The organism is Flavobacterium sp. (assembly GCF_039595935.1).
In the GTDB taxonomy this organism is placed as follows: domain Bacteria; phylum Bacteroidota; class Bacteroidia; order Flavobacteriales; family Flavobacteriaceae; genus Flavobacterium.
The window spans coordinates 505,383-524,972 of record NZ_JBCNKR010000004.1; the positions used below are offsets into that span (position 1 = coordinate 505,383).

13 protein-coding genes are annotated in these 19,590 nt (G+C 35.8%); 2 read left to right on the plus strand and 11 right to left on the minus strand.

Features of this window, described 5'->3' with window-relative positions:
- Positions 1-85: 85 nt before the first annotated feature.
- The 4 genes from ABDW27_RS02385 to ABDW27_RS02400 form a co-directional block, all read right to left on the minus strand.
- Positions 86-1,210, minus strand: coding sequence for a glycosylase (locus ABDW27_RS02385; RefSeq protein ID WP_343694457.1), 1,125 nt, complete (start codon positions 1,208-1,210; stop codon positions 86-88).
- A gap of 142 nt (positions 1,211-1,352) precedes the next feature.
- The gene (locus tag ABDW27_RS02390; RefSeq protein ID WP_343694458.1) at positions 1,353-3,032 is read right to left on the minus strand and encodes a hypothetical protein; all 1,680 of its coding nucleotides are present in this window, start codon (positions 3,030-3,032) and stop codon (positions 1,353-1,355) included.
- A 302-nt stretch (positions 3,033-3,334) separates the two neighbouring features.
- Positions 3,335-5,521, minus strand: coding sequence for an alpha-rhamnosidase (locus tag ABDW27_RS02395; RefSeq protein ID WP_343694459.1), 2,187 nt, complete (start codon positions 5,519-5,521; stop codon positions 3,335-3,337).
- 360 nt (positions 5,522-5,881) lie between these two features.
- Positions 5,882-6,673, minus strand: a complete 792-nt coding sequence (locus ABDW27_RS02400; RefSeq protein ID WP_343694460.1) for a helix-turn-helix transcriptional regulator — start codon at positions 6,671-6,673, stop codon at positions 5,882-5,884.
- Between the two features lie 128 nt (positions 6,674-6,801).
- Here ABDW27_RS02400 and ABDW27_RS02405 point away from each other — a divergent pair, with 128 nt between their 5' ends.
- A complete protein-coding gene (locus ABDW27_RS02405) occupies positions 6,802-8,013 on the plus strand; it encodes an MFS transporter (RefSeq protein ID WP_121360855.1) in 1,212 nt (403 codons plus the stop codon).
- Positions 8,014-8,288: 275 nt separating this feature from the next.
- On the opposite strand, the gene ABDW27_RS02410 is transcribed toward ABDW27_RS02405, so the two are convergent.
- The 3 genes from ABDW27_RS02410 to ABDW27_RS02420 all read right to left on the minus strand — a co-directional run bounded on the left by ABDW27_RS02410 (position 8,289) and on the right by ABDW27_RS02420 (position 13,616).
- Positions 8,289-9,869 (minus strand): sodium:solute symporter, encoded by a 1,581-nt coding sequence (locus tag ABDW27_RS02410; RefSeq protein ID WP_343694461.1) that lies wholly within the window; start codon positions 9,867-9,869, stop codon positions 8,289-8,291.
- Positions 9,866-10,930: a Gfo/Idh/MocA family oxidoreductase gene (locus tag ABDW27_RS02415; protein ID WP_343694462.1), complete on the minus strand. Its 1,065-nt coding sequence runs from the start codon at positions 10,928-10,930 to the stop codon at positions 9,866-9,868. Before ABDW27_RS02415 ends, ABDW27_RS02410 begins: the two co-directional genes overlap by 4 nt.
- Positions 10,931-11,105: 175 nt before the next feature.
- Positions 11,106-13,616 (minus strand): right-handed parallel beta-helix repeat-containing protein, encoded by a 2,511-nt coding sequence (locus tag ABDW27_RS02420; RefSeq protein ID WP_343694463.1) that lies wholly within the window; start codon positions 13,614-13,616, stop codon positions 11,106-11,108.
- Between the two features lie 431 nt (positions 13,617-14,047).
- On the opposite strand from ABDW27_RS02420, the gene ABDW27_RS02425 reads away from it, so the two are divergent.
- Positions 14,048-15,724 carry a glycoside hydrolase family 28 protein gene (locus tag ABDW27_RS02425; RefSeq protein ID WP_343694464.1) on the plus strand — a complete coding sequence of 559 codons (1,677 nt, stop codon included), beginning with the start codon at positions 14,048-14,050 and terminating at the stop codon, positions 15,722-15,724.
- A 229-nt stretch (positions 15,725-15,953) separates the two neighbouring features.
- On the opposite strand, the gene ABDW27_RS02430 is transcribed toward ABDW27_RS02425, so the two are convergent.
- The 4 genes from ABDW27_RS02430 to ABDW27_RS02445 all read right to left on the minus strand — a co-directional run bounded on the left by ABDW27_RS02430 (position 15,954) and on the right by ABDW27_RS02445 (position 19,562).
- Positions 15,954-16,790: an amidohydrolase family protein gene (locus tag ABDW27_RS02430; RefSeq protein ID WP_343694465.1), complete on the minus strand. Its 837-nt coding sequence runs from the start codon at positions 16,788-16,790 to the stop codon at positions 15,954-15,956.
- A 6-nt stretch (positions 16,791-16,796) separates the two neighbouring features.
- Positions 16,797-17,594, minus strand: coding sequence for an SDR family oxidoreductase (locus ABDW27_RS02435; RefSeq protein WP_343694466.1), 798 nt, complete (start codon positions 17,592-17,594; stop codon positions 16,797-16,799).
- An 81-nt stretch (positions 17,595-17,675) separates the two neighbouring features.
- Positions 17,676-18,689, minus strand: coding sequence for a zinc-binding alcohol dehydrogenase family protein (locus ABDW27_RS02440; protein ID WP_343694467.1), 1,014 nt, complete (start codon positions 18,687-18,689; stop codon positions 17,676-17,678).
- A gap of 18 nt (positions 18,690-18,707) precedes the next feature.
- Positions 18,708-19,562: a fumarylacetoacetate hydrolase family protein gene (locus ABDW27_RS02445; RefSeq protein ID WP_343694468.1), complete on the minus strand. Its 855-nt coding sequence runs from the start codon at positions 19,560-19,562 to the stop codon at positions 18,708-18,710.
- Positions 19,563-19,590 lie beyond the last annotated feature (28 nt).

Consider the following 19,590-nt stretch of genomic DNA (forward strand, 5'->3'; position numbering starts at 1 on the left):
GATTTCTCCTTCGTCGAAATGACAAAACTGTGTCTTTATTTATCTTCTGGTCGTTAAACCTGACAGGTTTAAAACGTACTTTATCTTAATTCTTCTTCTTTTTCTCTGGCGGAGCCACAAAATTTAATTTGCTTTTCCCTAAATCTTTCGAAGTTGCAATTGCAATTCCTCTTTGTTCTGCTTTATTAACGGCACAATAAAAATGATACACGACGCCATCATGTTTTACTACAAATGATTTATGCGCAAACAAATCATCATAAGGTTCTGATGATTTTACTAAGTCATCGCCTTTCCAGTCCGTCCAGTTCACTAAATCATTTGAAACGGCAAAACGGTTAAATGCGCCTTGATTCCAACCCGTCCAAAAAGCTCCGAAATAAAACATCACCCAAGTGTCATTAATTCGCTGAATATAAGCATCTCCCGAAATTCCTTTATGATGATTGATTAATGGTTTATCGCCATAACGCTTCCATGTTTTCATGTCGTTTGAAACCGCCATCGCGATACGCTCCGCACCTTTAGCAGGATTTAAACTATCGCCTCGGGCATTGTAATACATGATAAAATTGTGTCCTGTCAATTTATCTTTATCGCGAATTACACTGTTTTTGTACATCGTACTATTGTCCCACCATCTGGCGTCTTTATCTTTTGGCGTTAAAACCGGGTTCTCTAATCTTTGAAATTCATGCGGTTTTGTGGGAGCTTCTTTGGTATACGCCATTCCGATTGATAAAACACCTGCTTCGTAACCTTTGCTGTCTCCGCCAAAATAACTCATCCAGTATTTGCCATCATATTTTTCCCATTCGTAGCTTCCGCCCCAAGTTAAATCCTGCAACGAAATATATCCTGCTTTTTGGTTAACATCCCAATGTTTTTCGTTTTCTGAGAAAGACATTACTTTTCCAAGATGTTTCCAGTCTAAAAGATTATCGCTTTCTGCTAACCATGTTTCATAACCTCTTCCATCGTAAATTAAATACGTCATGTACCATTTGCCATCTTTTCTAAATACACTCGGACAATCCATTTTGTATGAGTTGTCTGTAGGAACCATCACCAAACCGTATTTATAAGGCGTTTTGATTTCTTCGTAAATCTCCTGCATTACGGTTTCGGTAATTTCTCTTTTCTTGTATTTGGTTGCACAGCTTGTTATGGTAAGTGCCGAAATGGTTAAGATTAGGTATTTAATTTTCATTTTTATGTTTTTTTTGCCACGAAGGCACTAAGGCTCTTTTTTTTTTTATTTTTTGTTTCACGCAGATTTTACAGATTTAAGCAGATTATTAATTGATTTTTATCTGCGTTAATCAGCCAAAATCTGCAAAATCTGCGTGAAATTATTTTTTCAATTCTTTTAATTTAGACTCCATCACATCTTTATTCAATTTTACCTTTACCATTCCTGTTGGATGAAATCTTCTTTTTAGGTCGATGGCGTTATAGACTATGGTATAAACGTCATTTCCTTCTGGGATTAAACACAAAGGCGTTCTCATAATATCCCACCATTTATCGACTTTGGTTTCGATTGGAAGATAATGTGCTTCTGCCCAATTAACGCCGTCTGCAGATAATGAATAAGCAATCATATTTGGTAAATGATGTCCCCAGCCGTCTGGGCCTCCATCGAAAATAGCGATGTACATTCCGTTTGGTAATTGGCTTACTATTGGATTTTCAACAAAAAGCGGATGCATTGTTTTAATGGGCTCCAAACCTTTATTCATTCTTAACCAAGGTCCTTCTAAACTTTTGGATTCGGCTAAAGCTACAAACCAGCCTTTACCTGATTTCTTTGGATAATCTGCCCATGAATTGAATGGATATGCACCGCTGTAAAATCCGAAATACTTGTCTCCAACTTGATATGGAAAAAACGAAGCTACTCCCTGACGTCCTTCCCAAGGCTGAGAATCTAGTCCAGGTTCCATAATGATTCCAATATCTTTATAAGGGCCACCAATTCCGTTGATTCCGTCTACAGTCGATTCGCAACGCCAAATTCTTCCGAAAGAATGATTTGGCTCTATTTCTTTACTAACTGTATAAGCCAAATAATAGCCATACCATTTGTTTGCTTTTTCATTGAAAACCGGCATATACGACCAAATTGCTGCACGACGATCATTCATCGGGTTATCATCTTCTGTAACGGCATAAGTTCCGCTTGCTTGATAGATTGTAGATTCTCTTTTCCAATGAATGGCATCTTTACTTGTCCAATGTCCGATTTTCGTTTTTACACGATCATAATAGTAATCAACTCCTTTTTCTCCTGCTCTTTCGGTTGGAAACATATGATACGTATCACCGACTTTTACCACACGTCCGCCTTCGAAACCTCCCTGTATTCCTTCAGTTTCAGACATTCCTTCATCTATAACTGGTTTATTTTCTCCGCCAATAATTTCGAAAAGTGGTTTTTCATCTGAAAATCCTTCAACGATAAAAGTTGGATTCCAAAGTTTTCCGTCTGGTAATTTTACGTCTCTGGCATTCAATTTCTGGTCGCTTTTCAAAACTCCTAAAACAGCAAATAATCCTTTTTGATTTGGTAAAATAGTATGAGTTCCTTTTCCATAAGGAATTGCATAAACGCTTACTGGCGGTAAACCTGTAATTGTAACTCCATTTTCAAGAATCTCATTATTATTTCCAATTTGATTGGATTGCAGATATTCAGAATTTTTATCCTGAAAAACTCCAATCAAAACAGTTACTGGCTCTTTAAACTTTAATTCTAATGGAGAATTAGTTCCGTTTTTATATGCTTCTAAAGGAAGTTCAATTCCTGTCAAACCTTCTAATTCTGGAGCTAAACGAACAATATTGTGTTTGCTTCCCGAAAATACATGAGCATATTGTGTTGTTTTGAACGTTTTGTATTTTGATTTTACAATTTCAAATGATGCTGGTTTCCATGCGGTGTTTTGTGCTTTGGCTTGGATGCAGACGGTTAATAGCATTAAGAATGCTGTTTTTAATTTGAAGTTGTATTTTTTATTTTTTGAAAACATTGGTTTTTTATTTTTTATTGACTTCTAAATTTCTCCAATCTTGTCATTTCGAGGAACGAGAAATCTTCGTTAGAAACTCTACAAAGATTGGATACATTCGGTACGGAGCTACTTGCGAAGATTTCTCCTTACGTCGAAATGACAAAACTAATGTGATAATCTTTGTGGTTACGAGTGTGATTTGCTTCGCCTATTCGCTATCGCTCGGGTCTCCTTCGTCGGAATGACAAACTGTACGTTATAAGCTATTGGCTAATCACTATGGGCTAATAACTAATCACTAAGGACTAATTACTAATCATTCACAAAGCTTTATAACTAACTTTATATTCCACATTCGGTTTTACAATCAATTGATACTTATTTTTTGCTAATTCTGTAATCGTTCCAGAATTTGTTTTTGGTTTGCTAGCACTTTCAAAAATCAATTTTCCTTCTCCTTCGCCTGCTTTTATTTTGATTTCTTTGGTACTGCAATACACGGCAACTTCTCCGTTTGGTGTTGGCACTTTTCCTTCCATCCATTTTAAACCGCCTAAAATAGGTTTGATTTCGTATTCTGAATAACCTGGAGCAGTTGGTTTTACACCTAAATAATATTTCCCTAACAAATAAATCGGACTTGCTCCCCAAGCGTGGCAAAGGCTTTTACCGTAAGGACGACCGTACATTGTTAAATGTTCCGTTCCTTTTTTGTTTGGATTGTATTCTTCCCAAAAAGAGGTTGCGCCTTCATTGAGCATGCCGCCCCAATAATCTTTCATTTCTTTTAAAACATAATTCTGTTCGCCTATCGCACATAAAGCTTCCAACTCATAAAAACGCATATATGGTGTTGTAATTTGAAGAACATCTTTATTTAGTAGTACTTTATTTTTTACGCTTTGTTTTTGTTCTTCATTAAAATAATTGAAGAAAATACCAAACATATTAGCGTATCTGGTTACGATGTTTTGTATTTTCCCATCGATACGCTGGTGTTTCATCACGTTTTCTTTTTTATCCCAAAAAACATCAAATAATTTGGTTTTTAAATCAGTTCCTAATTTTTGATATTGTTTTTGGTCTTCAGTTTTTCCATCAATTTCAGCACTTACCGCCATAGCTTCTAAACTTCTCGCTAAAAGCATTTGTTCAAAACTGACTTCGCCTGTTTTTGGCAATCCGTCTGCCCAATCAATGAAAACCCAATCGCCTTCTAATGGTTCAAGGAATCCGTTTTTGTTTCTTCTTTCTAAACAGAAATCCATAAGTGATTTCATTCTCGGATAAAAAGTTTTGATGAATTTTGTATCGCCTGTGTGCAAATAATAATCGTAAACGCCTACAAACCAATACAGCGAATAATCCATTATAATATTAACGTGAGCCGTTACAGGCTCTTTTCCACGAAGCGCCAACAGCGTTCTTTCTACAGAAGCCGAATCAAAGAACAAATAATAATTCATTAAATAACTTTGATAAGCATCTCCAGACCAAACCCAGCGGTCGCGTTTGATTCCGTCGATAAAAAATTCACGAGACGTTAAATGCATCGTATAAGCCGATACATCCCAAATTTTGTTCAATTGTTCATCAGATGATTTAAATGCTCCACGATAGTCTAAAGGTAGATATTCATAAAGCATCGAAATTGAATCATATTTTACCGATGTATCTGCTTGAACCTGAACATAACGGAATGCTTTCGATCCATCATGCGTATAAGTTTCAGATTGTTTTCCGTCAAAAGATAAATGGTCTAATGTTTCGCATTTGGCAGAATCCAAAGCTTCTTCACGAGATTCTCCATAATAAAGTGCTAGTTTCCCTTCTCCTTTTAAACCATGAATTTTAATATAACCAAAAGTTTCTTTACCAAAATCTACTAATTGACCAGTTCCAATTTTTTCTGATTTTTTGGCATTTAAAGGTTTCGTTGTTAATTTGAATCCAGAAGGTTTGCTTTCTGGCGAATTAAAATTCCAAGAACCAACAGGAACCCAAGGCGTACCAGATTGTTGTGCTTTTCCAGTTTCATCAATCCAAAGTTTATCTTCGTTGGTCACTTTCCAAGAGGCATCAGATTTCACATATTTTCCGCTAATATAAATTGCTGGCAATACTTCCTGATTATAAACTTTAAAGGAAATTTTGTGTTTTCCGGCAGGAACTGCGATTGATTTTGGCTGTCCATAAATCTGAATGCCGTCTAAAAGTAATTGAAAAGGGCCTTCTGAGTAAATTTTTATGTCGTCTGGTTGCGGAATATCTACTTCTGTCTGAAAAGTGACCAAAGCATAAGGGCTGTAATATTGCCAAAGCGGAGGAAATACGGCTTCGCGTTCTGTACGTCTTACCTGCATTTTATTGCTTAACCAAATTTCAAAATCGCCTGGATACCAGATCCATGTCGCTTCTTTTGATTTTTCTTGTGCAAATGACATCGAACAAGAAAAAAGGGCAACAAAAAGAACGAAAATCTTAAGAAGTGAAAAGCGGTTTAGCATAGTTAGTGTATTTTGGGACTAAAGTTAAGTGTTCTCATCACATTTCACACCCTGCACTATCCTGCTATTTCATAAAAAACAGTACTTTTTGATAATTTTTTAAGGGAAAAATTACGGCTTATCACTTTTTTAGTACTAAAAAAAATGATGTTACAATTTTTAGGGGACGCTGATGAGACGGATTCGCTATCGCGAGGGCGCGGTTGAAAACGGATTTTTTCTTTTTTTACTCTCGAGAGCTTTGCCAAAGTTTAAAACTTTGACAAAGCTTGCTAAGTTGATACATTTAAAATCCGTGCAAATCCGCGTCTTTACGAAGTAAATCCGTTTTATCCGCGTTCTAATTTTCAGCACATGAAATTAAGCAGATAATTTATCGTTCTCATTTTCATCTTCTAAAATATAATTAGAAGGCGTTTTTCCTAGATGCTTTTTAAACATATAAATAAAAGCACTGGTGTTTTCGTAACCTAAATTGAAAGCGATTTCTTTTATGGATTGTTTTTCACCCAAACGTTTTATGGCTTCAAGTAATTTTAAACGAGTACGCCAATCGCTGAAATTCATTCCCAGTTCTTTAATAAATAAACGGGATAAAGTTCTGGTACTCATAAAAGAAATTTCGGCGTAATAATCGATCGTATTTTTGCTTGCAATATCTTCCATTAAAAGTTCGACTACTTTTTGAAGTCTTTCGTGATTGGTTGTGGGCAGGAAAGTGGCGCTTGGTACTATTAAAGCCAATTCGTCAAGAAAAACCGATATAATTCTGTGTTGCGGAGGCGTTAAATTTCCCTCTATTCCAAAAGAAATGATTTTGAAAACCAACTGCTTTAAAAACATCGGAATATCAAAAGAAAAACTGTTTGTTGGCAATCCTTCCATTGCAGACGGATCGATAAAAACGCTGTAGTAATTAACGTCTTTCTGAAAAGTAACCTGATGTTCTACTCCACCAGGAAGCCACAAACCCTGCAACGGATTCACAACCCAAATATGATTGCCCACTACAACGTTCATTACGCCACGCGTCGCATAGATCAACTGACCTCTTGGATGCGAATGAGAAATACACATTTCGTTGGTTACCATTTCGGTATAGCCAATAACAGGAATCGATGGATCAACTCTGTATCCATGCTCCTGTGCCATTCGATATGTCCGAATCTGGTTATTCATTGTCCAAATATAGCAATTCTGACATTAGTATTCTTTTAATCTTTGCAAAAAATAATACAGCTGTTGTTTTTTAACCTAATTTAAAAATCAAAAAATACCACATGGACACTATTAAAGCAAATCCTGACATAGTTAAAAAAACCACTTATTCGATCTTATTCATCATAAGTTTTTCTCATTTAATTAATGATCTTCTACAGGCTGTTGTTCCTTCCATTTATCCACTTTTAAAAGATAATTTTAGTTTAAGTTTTACTCAAATTGGTATTATTACTTTGACTTATCAAATGGTAGCGTCTATTTTACAGCCATTTGTGGGAATGTATACCGATAAAAACTCAAAACCATACTCGCTAATTGTTGGAATGTGTTTTACCATGGTAGGACTTTTCTTTGTTTCGATCGCTTCGAGTTTTATCAACTTATTATTATCAGTAAGCTTAATCGGAATTGGCTCTTCAATTTTCCATCCTGAATCTTCGCGTGTAGCGCATTTGGCTTCGGGCGGAAAAAGAGGTTTGGCGCAGTCTATTTTTCAATTGGGAGGAAATGCCGGAAGTGCCATCGGACCTTTATTAGCAGCATTTATTGTAATTCCGCACGGACAATCTTATATCGCTTGGTTTTGTATTATTGCGTTAGTTGGTGTTTTTGCTTTGTACAAAATTGCAATTTGGTACACGGCACATTTATCTGAAAGAAATGCTAATAAAGCTTCTCATCAAATCGAAACGCATCATTTGTCTAAAAACCGAGTAATTGCTTCGCTGATTATTTTATTGGTTCTGATTTTCTCTAAGTATTTCTACATGAGTAGTATTACGAGTTATTATACTTTCTTCTTGATAGATAAATTCCATATTACGATTCAGCAATCGCAAGTATATTTATTCTTGTTCTCGGGTGCTGTTGCTGCTGGAACTTTAATTGGTGGACCAATTGGAGATCGATATGGCAGAAAATATGTAATCTGGGTTTCAATTTTAGGTGTTGCTCCGTTTACTTTGATGTTGCCTTACGTTTCTCTTTTCTGGGTTGGAACTTTATCTGTAATTATCGGATTGATTCTTTCTTCGGCTTTCTCTGCAATTTTGGTTTATGCAACTGAATTAATGCCTGGAAAGGTCGGACTTGTTGCAGGTCTATTCTTCGGATTTGCTTTCGGAATGGGCGGTTTAGGTTCTGCTATTTTAGGAAAAATTGCCGATGCTACAAGTATTGAATATGTATTTAAGATTTGTGCGTTTCTGCCTTTGATTGGGGTTATTACTGGGTTCTTGCCTAATTTGGAGAAGAAAAAGAAGGTTGAGTAATTTTTTTTGCCACAAAGTCGCTAAGATGCAAAGTTTTTATAAAAAATAAGTTTTAATTGCGTCCAGCTTTAGCTGGATGAACAAATTAATTAGGAAGCTCAAAAGGCTTTAGCCAAAATATCTACAATTTGGTTAAAGCCTTTTTCTATTCTTTTACATAGACCTCCAGTTAAAACTGGAGGCAACTCATAAAAAAACTTTGCGTCTTAGCTCCCGATAACTATCGGGATTGCGAGCAAAATTTTATCTGTGTATTTATAATCTTTTTTATTTTATTAATGTCCATTAAAAACCAAATACAAAACCAAAATCGTCAATCCCAGCAAACCAAACAAAAGCTTCACCTTTTTACTAGTTTTAGGAATATCAGTTTCATCAGAAACATTAACTTCAGGATTTTTATCGGTTAAAGAGATAATAACAGCACTGATCATTAAAACCGCAAAAATGTAAAACGAAATCAATAAAAAGTGAGGCCAAACTGGATATTTATCGGCAGGGAAAATCCATAAATATAAGACCCCAACAAACAAACTAAACGCAGAACCCCAAGATAGTGTTGCATTTACGGCTTTTTTGGTAGTTCGTTTCCAGAAAACACTCAAAAGGAAAACAACAGATAACGAAGGCGCCAAGAAACCTAAAACCGCCTGAAAAATGTTGAATAAATTTTGTCCTTTGATATTATCAATAGCAACGGCAATTAGAATCGCAAATACACATCCGGCAGCAATTGTTAAACGACCAATTTTAATCTGATCCTGAATCGTCGCCGTCGGGTTGATCTTCTTTACATAAATATCATTCGTAAAAACGGTACTCAAAGCATTTAACGAAGAACCTATTGTTCCTACCAAAACCGCAATCATTACACAGATTACCAAACCGTTCATTCCGCTTGGGAAAAGGTTCGTAACCATCGTCATATAAGCTAAGTCTGAGTTACTTCCTAATTCTGGATATAAGGCATAACACAAAATTCCAGGTAAAATAAATAATGGAAGCGCCATCACTTTCAACCATCCGATAAAGTTCACACCAAGCTGTCCTTGTTCTAGATTTTTCGCTCCTAAAACGCTCTGCACCATCGATTGATCGGTACAGAAAAAAGCAACTGCAGCAACAGGATATCCCAACATAATAGCTGGCCACGGATAACTTGCATCATCAGAAGGACGAACTAAATTCCAAAAGTTGGATGGCGTTTTTGCAACTAAAGCTTCGATTCCGCCCAGTTTTTGTAAACCTAAAAAAGAAAGTGTTAGCGAAACTACAATCAGCAAAATCATCTGAAAAACATTGACTTTAGCAATTGCTTTTAATCCTCCTGCAAAAGTGAAAATTCCAGAGAAAATCACTAAAACGGTAACGCTCTGCCACATCGGAATTCCGAGAATCTGACGTACTAAAACACCTCCGCTGAATAATCCTAAAGACAACCAGCTTACTAATATTTTTACCAAAGCATACCAAGCCAAAATATTCTGTGTACTATCACCGTAACGTTTTCCCATATATTCGGGCATCGTGCTTACTTTACTTGCAATATATCTTGGTGCAAAAACCATAGCCAAAAGCAGTAAAAACACAAAAGCATACCATTCGAAATTTCCGGCTACAATTCCCGTTGCATAACCAATACTCGCAAAAGCCAATAATGAAGAAGGCCCAACATTGGTTCCCCACATATTAAACCCGATGCTGTACCAGTTCAAAGAATTTCCGGCAAGAAAAAGTGTTTCGTTTTTCTTTCTCTGCTTCATACTTACCACATATCCAATGACTAATAAAGCCACCAAATAACCCGCAACAATGATAAAATCGAGCGTGGTTAATTTATCGTAAATACTGTTCATAGTCCGTATTCGTTAAGAATATCGGCAATTTTAACCGGCATTCCAGTTTGCAGAGATTTGTCCATTGCTTGTAATAAAGCCACAGTTCCGATTCCTTCTTCCATGTTTGGATACGCTTCAAAACCTTGCTCGATACTATCTGTAAAATATTCTAAATAATTCTGATATTCTCCGCCGTGATGACTTTGTCCTTCAAAACGGAAATAATATTTTATCGTGCTGTCGCCCCAAGTAATTACTTTTTCTTCGCCAGTTTTGTCTGTAATCGCATAACGCAATTCATGATAATCGGCCTGACTTGCTCCTTCTGTTGCTCTTAAAATTGTACTCATTCCGCTGTCACGTTGCGCTGGCTGAGTCGGTGATGTATAAACACCGCTTACACGTGCAATTCTGCCGTCTGTTGCTTTGAAGATAAAGTGCATCGTATCCTCATTTTTTAATCCTGCATTTTGTCCGTTAGCGCTAATCATTCCATAACCCATTACTTCCTGGATATTTGGAAGATACCATCTGATAAAATCTACAGGATGACTCAAACCTCCGTACAACCATTTAAACGATTGCAAAAGCGACCATTCTTTCTTTAAAAACCATCTATGATCCGCATGATATTGAGCCTCGATTGTAATTAAATCTCCAATTAAACCTGCTTCAAAATCGGCTCTTTGCCTTTTGGCTGGTTCGAAGAAACGTGAACTTTGCCCAATGAAAACTTTCTTTCCAGTTGATTTGCTTAATTCCAACAATTCTTTAGCATCCGAAAGATCATCGATAAAAGGCTTTGTGCAAACTACGTGTTTTCCACTTAACAAAGCTTGTTTTACGTGTAGCGCATGCAAATGATCTGGCGTATAAATCGCTATAATATCAATTGATTCATCATTCAATAAATCATCGTAATTGGTTGTGTACGAATGAAAATCGAATTCTTTTGCGCGCTGTTTGCACAATTCTTCGTTTCGGTCGCATATTTTAACGAGTTCTAGTTTTGAACTTTCTATAGCAGCCGACATTGTGCTTCGTCCTTCTCCAAGTCCCAGAATGGCTATTTTTAACATTGGTTGTGGTTATTTTAGATTGTTGATTTTAGACTTTAGATTTTTTTTCTTGCCACAGATTAAAAGGATTTTCACAGATTAGAAAAATCATTTTAATCTTTTTAATCTGTGGCAAAATATTTTTCCGCATTTAAACCCGACAGGTTTTAAAAACCTGTCGGATTTATTGTAACGTTTATTTTTTTGCTTCTACTTCTACTTTGTTTAGAAAAATCCAGGTTTCGTCTGGTTTTGTGCCTTCAATTCCCGATTGGTATTTTTTCATTAAGGCGTTCCATTGATCTACTCTTGGGTTATTTTCTGTTGTTTTTGGATTTAGTTTGTCCAGATTTTCTCCTTTCGGAATACTGATAACTAAGATTAATTGTCTTTCATTTTTGAAAACCTGTAATTGCTGAAAATCGGCATTACAGAAACCTTTGGCTACTTCCGGCCATTTTTCGAATTGTGTTTTGTGATATTCTATATATTCTTTTTGTAGTTTTTCGTCAGCAGGAAGATTCGCTGTTAGAACTAAATTTTCCCAATCCGATGTTGGTTTTGAATCTTTACATCTTTCGAAGTTTTGGAAATCGTAAACCAAATCTTCATAGATTTTAATTTGTAAAGATGGAAAAGCACCCGCCAATTTTCGCTTCGTTCTTTCCGGCTGATTCATTTTTCCATAAATCACCAAATGATTTTTCCATTGGTACAATTCCTGACCTACAATTCTAAATCCAGTTAAAGTCGATTTGATTTTTTCAATATCAAAATCAGAACCTATTAATTCGATTGCATACGGTTTTGGCATTTCCTGCAATCCCCATTTTTCATCGATTACGACCTCTTTTTCTAAATCTTTGTAAGGTGCTCTAATTCCGGCTGCATCTTTAATTTTTGAACTTACATAAGGATCATTATGTTCCCAAATATTTCCTTTTGGTCCGTTATGATTTTTAAGGATTTTCTTTTCAGCAATCCAGTTGTTTTTAATCGTAAAACCTTCGCTTCCTTCATCCGTGTATAAATACAGCCATAAAAACGGATCGTGCGCATACGGACTGTTGTAAACTTTGTCGATATAATTCTCTTCAATTCGGCTGTTTGGCTGAGCCGAAAGCGTATAAATTCCAGCAACATCATGTAAATGTTTCGCATAATGATGAATCTTATTTCCTAGAATTTTATTGTTCTGCATCACATTAGGCGTATGCGTCCAACCCCAGCCCATTGCCATTCCGGAGTATGATACATCCGAAATTTCGTTGTGTTCAATCGTAATATTTCGAACAAAACCAGCGCTTATTCCCAAAGTTCCCCAATCCTCATTGGTTACGTTTGTAATTAAATTATCAGCGATTACTTCATCCGAACACATTTCTCTTTCATCTTTTATGATTAAAGGCAAATGCGCTTCAAAAGCTTCTTCAGAGAAAATTCCAACGTTGATGGCACTTCCGCCGATATCTTTAAATAAATTTCCTTTTACGGTATTGTGATTTGTTCCTTTATTTAAATCTAAACCAGTCGAAGCCAAATGCTCAAAACGGCAGGATTCAAACTGAATGTTATTCGCATAATTCACTTCAACCGCCGAGCGAGGTCTTCCTACCCAAGCCTGATTTTCTAAATTCGCCTGATTTGGCGTTCCAGGAACTTTCAATTTATAAGCATCCAATAAATATAACCCCGACTGCAACGGCACATGACCTTGCTGTGAAGGACGAAGCCAATTGCTGTACTGAAATGAAATTCCTTTAAATTGAAAATGATGAACTGGCGAATCGATTGTTCCTTTTACTTCAACCAGATTTTCTAAAACAGGCGCAGTTATAATTGCCGAATTAATATCTTCTCCAACTCTTGGAATATAATAGATTTTAGCATTTTTTTTGTCCAAATACCATTCGCCAGGTTCATTTAAAAGCGAAAAAGCATTGTTTAAGAAATAAGCTGAATTTCCGTTATTTTTAGAAATCCACGGCGCTGGCCACGGATGTTCGCTTTGGATTCTACTTTCAGGTTCTTCAAACGAAAGTCTTGCGCTGTCTTTCTGAACTTCGATATTTTTAATTCTAAGATTCGCATTCGACCACCATTGCACGATAAACATTTCCATTCCTGGTTCGTACTTAACCGATTTATCTTTAAACGGAATCCAACAGGTTTGGTCTTCGTGATTCCAAGATAAAATACGCTCCATTGTAGTTCCGGCAGTATTTTTGGCTCTAACTGCTTTTTTGCCATTTACCCATAATTGTCTGAAATCAATTAACGTTCCTGCTTTAGTTGGCGCATCAGCCACCCAAAACGTCCCTTTTTTACCGTTTAAAACACTGATTTTTTTCCAGTTTTTGATTTCGATTCCACCGCTTATGATTGGTTTTGCATTTGCATTGGCTTCAATTGTTGTTGGGCTGTCTGCAGTTCCTGAATCTTCAGGTCTAACAAATAAAGGTTCGTTTAGATAATACGTTCCGTTCATTACTATAATTCGGATTCCGTCTTTTATGGATGGATCTTTTAATCTGCGAAGTTCTCTGGCTTTTCGTATTGCCATGTGAACCGTTGCCAGCGGACTAGATTTTGTTCCGATGTTTGAATCTTTTCCTGATGGTGAAACCCAGATTTCAGCTCCAGTTGCCGAAAGCGAGAATACCATTAAAAAAACAATCAGTAATTTGTTGAAAGGAATTAAACGCATTATTTATAGTATTGATTTTTTTCTTCAGCTAAAATTACGAGGCATTTATTTAAAGCGCTATAAATTTTACAAATAATTGTATTTTTAACACTTTTACCAAATGACAGGGACAATTTAAAAGAATATAAAATTACGTGCATCCTGTACCCTCCTGTAATATTGGCTTCAAGACATTCATTTCGAAAATTCGGCTTTTAATTATCTTCTAATTTCCCAATTAAAAAAAGTTAAATTCATAAAAATTCTGTGATAAACTCACTAAAACTCTCATTTCGTATTATTTTTTTAATAGATTTGTGTAATCGATTACATTAAATATTTCAAATTAAAAAGTGTAATTTTATCTATTGAATAAAAATTCGATAAATAAAAAAGTGATTTGATAGTGAATCGTTTCTCAAAAAAAGACTTTTAACTATAATACAATACGAATGAAAACTAACCGAAAAATCCTTTTATGTATAGCTCTTACCTCTTTTGCTTTGATTTTCAATACTGTTTCCGCACAAAAATCTACCGGTACTTATAAAAACATTGAATTTACAATGGCTGAAGTACAAGATCCTGTTATTCCGAATTACAGTGTAAATTTAAAAGACTTTGGAGCGGTAAACGGTGGTTATGTTTTGAATACAAAAGCTTTTGCAGATGCCATAGATGCATTGTCTAAAAAAGGCGGTGGAAAACTAATTATTCCGCCAGGAATCTGGCTGACGGGACCAATTATTCTGAAAAGTAACATTGAGCTTCATGCAGAAAGAGGCGCATTAATCAAATTCAGCACCGATAAATCTTTATATCCAATCATAGAAACCAGTTTTGAAGGCTTAAACACTTGGCGCTGTATCTCTCCTATTTATGGGAAAAACCTAGAAAATGTAGCTTTTACAGGAAATGGTGTTTGGGACGGTTCTGGTGAAGCTTGGAGGCAAGTCAAAAAAAGTAAACTGACAGATGAACAATGGAAGAAATTTGTTGCTTCCGGAGGGGTTTTAAATGAAAAGAAAGACAGTTGGTATCCTTCTGAACAATATTTAAAAGGTGCTAAAGGAGCAGATCAGAACATTCGTCTTGACTTGAAAACCAAAGAAGATTTTGAAGCGATTCATGATTTCTTACGTCCGGTTTTGGTCAGCATTCAAAATAGTAAAAGAGTAATGTTCGACGGACCTGTTTTCCAAAACTCGCCAGCATGGAATATCCACCCTTTATTGATTGAAGATTTAATTGTTCGAAATATAACCGTTCGCAATCCTTGGTTTTCTCAAAACGGTGACGGACTTGACGTGGAATCTTGTAAAAATGTGGTAATCGAAAATTCAAGTTTTGATGTGGGTGACGATGCAATCTGTATTAAATCGGGAAAAGACAAAGACGGACGTGACAGAGGTGTTCCTTGCGAAAATATTATTGTAAAAAACAATATCGTGTATCACGGTCACGGTGGCGTTACGGTTGGAAGTGAAATGTCTGGTGGTGTAAAAAACCTGCATGTTTCGAATTGTACTTTTATGGGAACGGATGTTGGTCTTCGTTTTAAAAGTACGCGCGGACGCGGCGGTGTCGTAGAAAACATTTATATCTCAGATGTTTTTATGACTGATATTCCATCTCAGGCGATTTCTTTTGATTTGTATTACGGAGGAAAATCGATTGCTGAAACTTTAGCGGAAGGTGGAAATACGGTAAGTACAAAAGCAGTTCCGGTAAACGAAGAAACACCTCAGTTTAAAAATATTGTAATCAAGAACATTACGATTAAAGGCGCTCAGCAAGCCGTATTTTTACAAGGACTTCCTGAAATGAATTTAGAGAATATTGAAATCTCAAACCTGATTGCCAAAGCACAAAAAGGCTTTTCTATAATTGATGCAAACGGAATTAAAATCAGCAACGCTCAATTGGACATCGAAGCGAAAAATGCTTTTGAAATTTACAATGTTCAAAACCTTTCTTTGAAGAGCGTAGAATTTAATCCTGGTTCATCAAACACAATTACAATTGATGGTGGAGCAAGTAAAAATATTGATTTGAGCGGTTCTTCGGTAAATTTTTCTAAGACGACGATTATTGATAAAAGTGTACCTAAAAAGGCGGTTAAATTTTAAGAATCAATTCCAAAAAATAGCCCGTGGTTTCAACCACGTGAAAAGTTATTTATTGCTCCAGTGGAGCAAAATATTTATAGAATATCATCAATAAGACAAATGAAAAAAAGCTCCAGCGGAGCGACATATAATTATAAAAAACATATCGCTCCGCTGGAGCTTTATATTGTAAATCTATATATTTCTTTCTATAAATATTTTGCTTCTCCGAAGCTTACAAAATTAAATACTAATTATTTAAATTGTAGAATGAAATTGCATTCTCAAACCAAATCTTATTTTGATCTTCAACAGACAACTTCGAAATATAATCTTCTAAAGTTTTTACCACTTCACTATAATCTGAAGCTACATTTAAAACTGGCCAATCAGATCCATACATTAATTTATCGGCTGAAAAGTTTTCAAAAATTACATCCAAATACAGTTTCAAATCTTCTGGCTTCCAGTTTCTCCAATCCGCTTCTGTTACCATTCCTGAGATTTTACACCAAACATTTTCGTGTTTTGCAATTTCTTCTATTCCCTTTTTCCAGCTTTCAATACTTCCTGATTTGATATCTGGTTTAGCAATATGATCAATCACAAAACGCTGTTCTGGAAAATCTTTAACCAAACGTACTGCTGCCGAAAGCTGTCTGTGGAAAATTAATATATCATAAGTATAATTAAATGGTTTTAAAGCAGTAATTCCTCTTCTGAATTCTGCTCCATCCATAAAATCATCCGCTTCTCCTTGAACAACATGTCTGAAACCTTTCAGTTTTTTTTGATCGGAAAAAAATTGTAAACGTTCTTCAATATTCTCATTTCGCAAATCGATCCAGCCGACAACGCCTTTTATAAAATCATTTTTAGAAGCTAAATCCAATAAAAAATGAGTTTCTTCTTCCGTTTGACTTGCCTGAACTGCCACACAGCCTTCAAATTGATTTTCTTTTAATATTGGCTCTAAATCTTCAGGTAGAAAATCTCTTTGAATTACAGCCATTGTTTCATCAATCCAGCTGTCTCGAACGGGATCAAACTTCCAAAAATGCTGATGAGAATCAAATCGGTTATTCATTCTGAATTAGTTTACATCGTTTATTAAAGCACGATCTAAGTGTACGTAACCGCCATCAACAAAAACAAATTGTCCTGTCGTATGAGATGATTTTTCAGAAATGATGAAAAGAGCCGTATCAGCAATTTCTTCTGTTTTGGTCATTCTGCCTTCAAACGGAATACTTTTGTTGATTTTCTTCAAAACAGTTTCTCCATCTGCAAGAGTTTTAATCCAGTCTTCGTATGCAGGAGTGTAACTTTCTGCAATAATAATAGCATTCGAACGGATTCCAAATTGAATTAAATCTACCGCCCATTCTCTCGTAAGGCCTAAAACGCCGCCTTTTGCAGCAGCATACCCAGAAGTTCCGCCCTGTCCTGTTAGAGCAACTTTTGAACCAATATTCAAGATATTCCCTTTTGATTCTTTTAAGTATGGAAGCGCATATTTTACCAGCAAAAAATAACTTACTACATTCAATTTTAAGGAATCCATGAATTCTTCATAACTCGCCTCTAAACCTGCACCGTCGTTTACACCAACATTGTTGATAACTGCGTCGATTCTCCCGTATTTAACTGTAATTGTTTTAACTGCATTTTCGATTTCAACAGGATCAGTAACATCTGTCTGAACAAACAATGAATCGATTCCTCTTTTTTGAAGATTTTCTGCGTAAGCGAAACCTCTTGCATTTCGATCTACCAAAACCGGAATTGCTCCTTCATCCGCCAATCGGTTAATAATTGTTTCACCAATACTGCCTTCTTTGCCGGCTGAACCGGAAACAACGACAATTTTATTTTTTAAATTTAAATCCATTTCTGTGGTTATTTAAAGGTTAGCTAATTAAACCCGACAGGTTTTAAAAACCTGTCGGGTTTTCTAGACTATGGATATTTGTTATTCTATCTCAATCAACGCCTTAATCACATTGTTCTTAGGATCAATCAGATTTCCAAAATCAGTAATCATTTTATCAAAACTTGTTCTGTGCGTAATATACTTTTTAGGATCAATTTTACCTTCTTTCAAACATTTCATCACATATTCAAAATCTTCAATCGTAGCATTTCGACTGCTCATTAAAGTTGATTCTCTTTTGTGAAAATCAGGATGACTGAAACTTAATTCTCCTTTTTGAAGTCCAACCAAAACAAATCTTCCGCCATGCGAAATATAATTAAAAGCGCTGTTCATTACTTTCTGATTTCCAGTCGCATCAATAACTACATTCGCCATATCACCGTTTGTTAATTCAGCTAACTTTTGCGCAACATCATCGTTTAACGGGTTAATGGTTTCGTCTGCATTTAATTCTGTTTTACAAAAATTTAGTCGGTAATCGTTGATATCCATTACGATAACTTTTGCTCCGGCAATTTTCGCAAATTGAATAAGCCCGATTCCAATTGGCCCTGCTCCCATTACCAAAACCGTATCAGTTGGCTTAACAGCTGCTCTTCTTACTCCGTGCGCTGCAATTGCTAAGGGTTCAACCAAAGCCAATTCATCATAATCTAATCCCTGACCGTGAAGTAAATATTGTTCCGGAATGGAAACATATTCTGCCATTCCGCCATCAATATGAACTCCGAAAACCTTGATATTTACACAGCAGTTTGTCAATCCATTTCGGCACGCAACACATTTTCCGCAGTTGAAATACGGAATAAAAGTTACTTTATCTCCTGGCTTAAAACCTGCAGCATTTCCTTTTACATATTCTGCTGCCAATTCGTGACCTAAAATTCTTGGATATTCAAAATACGGCTGAGTTCCGCCAAAAGCATGAATATCAGTTCCGCAGATTCCGATTCTTTTAATTTTCAATAAAACTTCACCTTCTTTTGGTTCAGGAATACTGGTTTCTTTTAGTAAAAATTCCTGCGGGTTTTCGCATACAATAAATTTCATCTTTAATTTTGTTTTAGATTACTTTTTATAGGCAACTGCAGTCTGCTTACTTGTTCCCAAACCTTCAATTCCAAGTTCGATAACGTCTCCGGCTTTAATATAAACTGGATCTGGCTTAATTCCTAAACCAACTCCCGGAGGCGTTCCTGTACTAATAATATCGCCAGGAAGCAAGGTCATAAACTGGCTTAAATAATGTACCAAATAAGGAATTTTGAAAACCAAGTTTAAAGTGTTACTGTCCTGATATTTTTTTCCGTTTACAGTAAGCCACATTTTCAAATTATTTACATCGGCAATTTCATCCTGCGTAGCCAAAAATGGCCCAAGAGGCGCAAAAGTGTCGCTTCCTTTTCCTTTTGCCCATTGTCCGCCTCTTTCTAATTGAAATGCTCTTTCACTGTAATCATTCAACAAAGCGTATCCGGCAACGTAATCTAAAGCTTCTGATTCTTCAACATAACTTGCTTTTTTACCTACTATAAATGCTAATTCAACTTCCCAGTCCGTTTTTTCACTGTTTTTTGGGATAATCAAATCGTCATCTGGGCCACATAAAGACGTAGTTGATTTAAAGAAGATTATGGGTTCTGTAGGGATTGGAGCATTCGTTTCTAAACAGTGATCTACATAATTTAATCCAATACAGATTATTTTTGAAGGTCTTGCAACAGGCGATCCTAAACGCACGCTGGCATCGACTTCTGGTAAAGATGGATTACTTTCTAATGCTTTTTGTAATTTTTCTAAACCGTTATCTTCAAAAAAGCTTTCGTTAAAGTCTGAAACGATAGAAGAAACATCATATCTTTTTTCATTAATTAAAACTCCTGGTTTTTCTTTTCCGATTTCTCCAAAACGTATTAATTTCATTTTTTTTATTTTTTTTAAGTTACTAAGG

Coding starts and splice junctions, on each gene's coding strand:
- ABDW27_RS02385 (WP_343694457.1), bottom strand. CDS start 1,210: ATGAAAATTAAATACCTAATCTTAACCATTTCGGCACTTACCATAACA.
- ABDW27_RS02390 (WP_343694458.1), bottom strand. CDS start 3,032: ATGTTTTCAAAAAATAAAAAATACAACTTCAAATTAAAAACAGCATTC.
- ABDW27_RS02395 (WP_343694459.1), bottom strand. CDS start 5,521: ATGCTAAACCGCTTTTCACTTCTTAAGATTTTCGTTCTTTTTGTTGCC.
- ABDW27_RS02400 (WP_343694460.1), bottom strand. CDS start 6,673: ATGGCACAGGAGCATGGATACAGAGTTGATCCATCGATTCCTGTTATT.
- ABDW27_RS02405 (WP_121360855.1), top strand. CDS start 6,802: ATGGACACTATTAAAGCAAATCCTGACATAGTTAAAAAAACCACTTAT.
- ABDW27_RS02410 (WP_343694461.1), bottom strand. CDS start 9,869: ATGAACAGTATTTACGATAAATTAACCACGCTCGATTTTATCATTGTT.
- ABDW27_RS02415 (WP_343694462.1), bottom strand. CDS start 10,930: ATGTTAAAAATAGCCATTCTGGGACTTGGAGAAGGACGAAGCACAATG.
- ABDW27_RS02420 (WP_343694463.1), bottom strand. CDS start 13,616: ATGCGTTTAATTCCTTTCAACAAATTACTGATTGTTTTTTTAATGGTA.
- ABDW27_RS02425 (WP_343694464.1), top strand. CDS start 14,048: ATGAAAACTAACCGAAAAATCCTTTTATGTATAGCTCTTACCTCTTTT.
- ABDW27_RS02430 (WP_343694465.1), bottom strand. CDS start 16,790: ATGAATAACCGATTTGATTCTCATCAGCATTTTTGGAAGTTTGATCCC.
- ABDW27_RS02435 (WP_343694466.1), bottom strand. CDS start 17,594: ATGGATTTAAATTTAAAAAATAAAATTGTCGTTGTTTCCGGTTCAGCC.
- ABDW27_RS02440 (WP_343694467.1), bottom strand. CDS start 18,689: ATGAAATTTATTGTATGCGAAAACCCGCAGGAATTTTTACTAAAAGAA.
- ABDW27_RS02445 (WP_343694468.1), bottom strand. CDS start 19,562: ATGAAATTAATACGTTTTGGAGAAATCGGAAAAGAAAAACCAGGAGTT.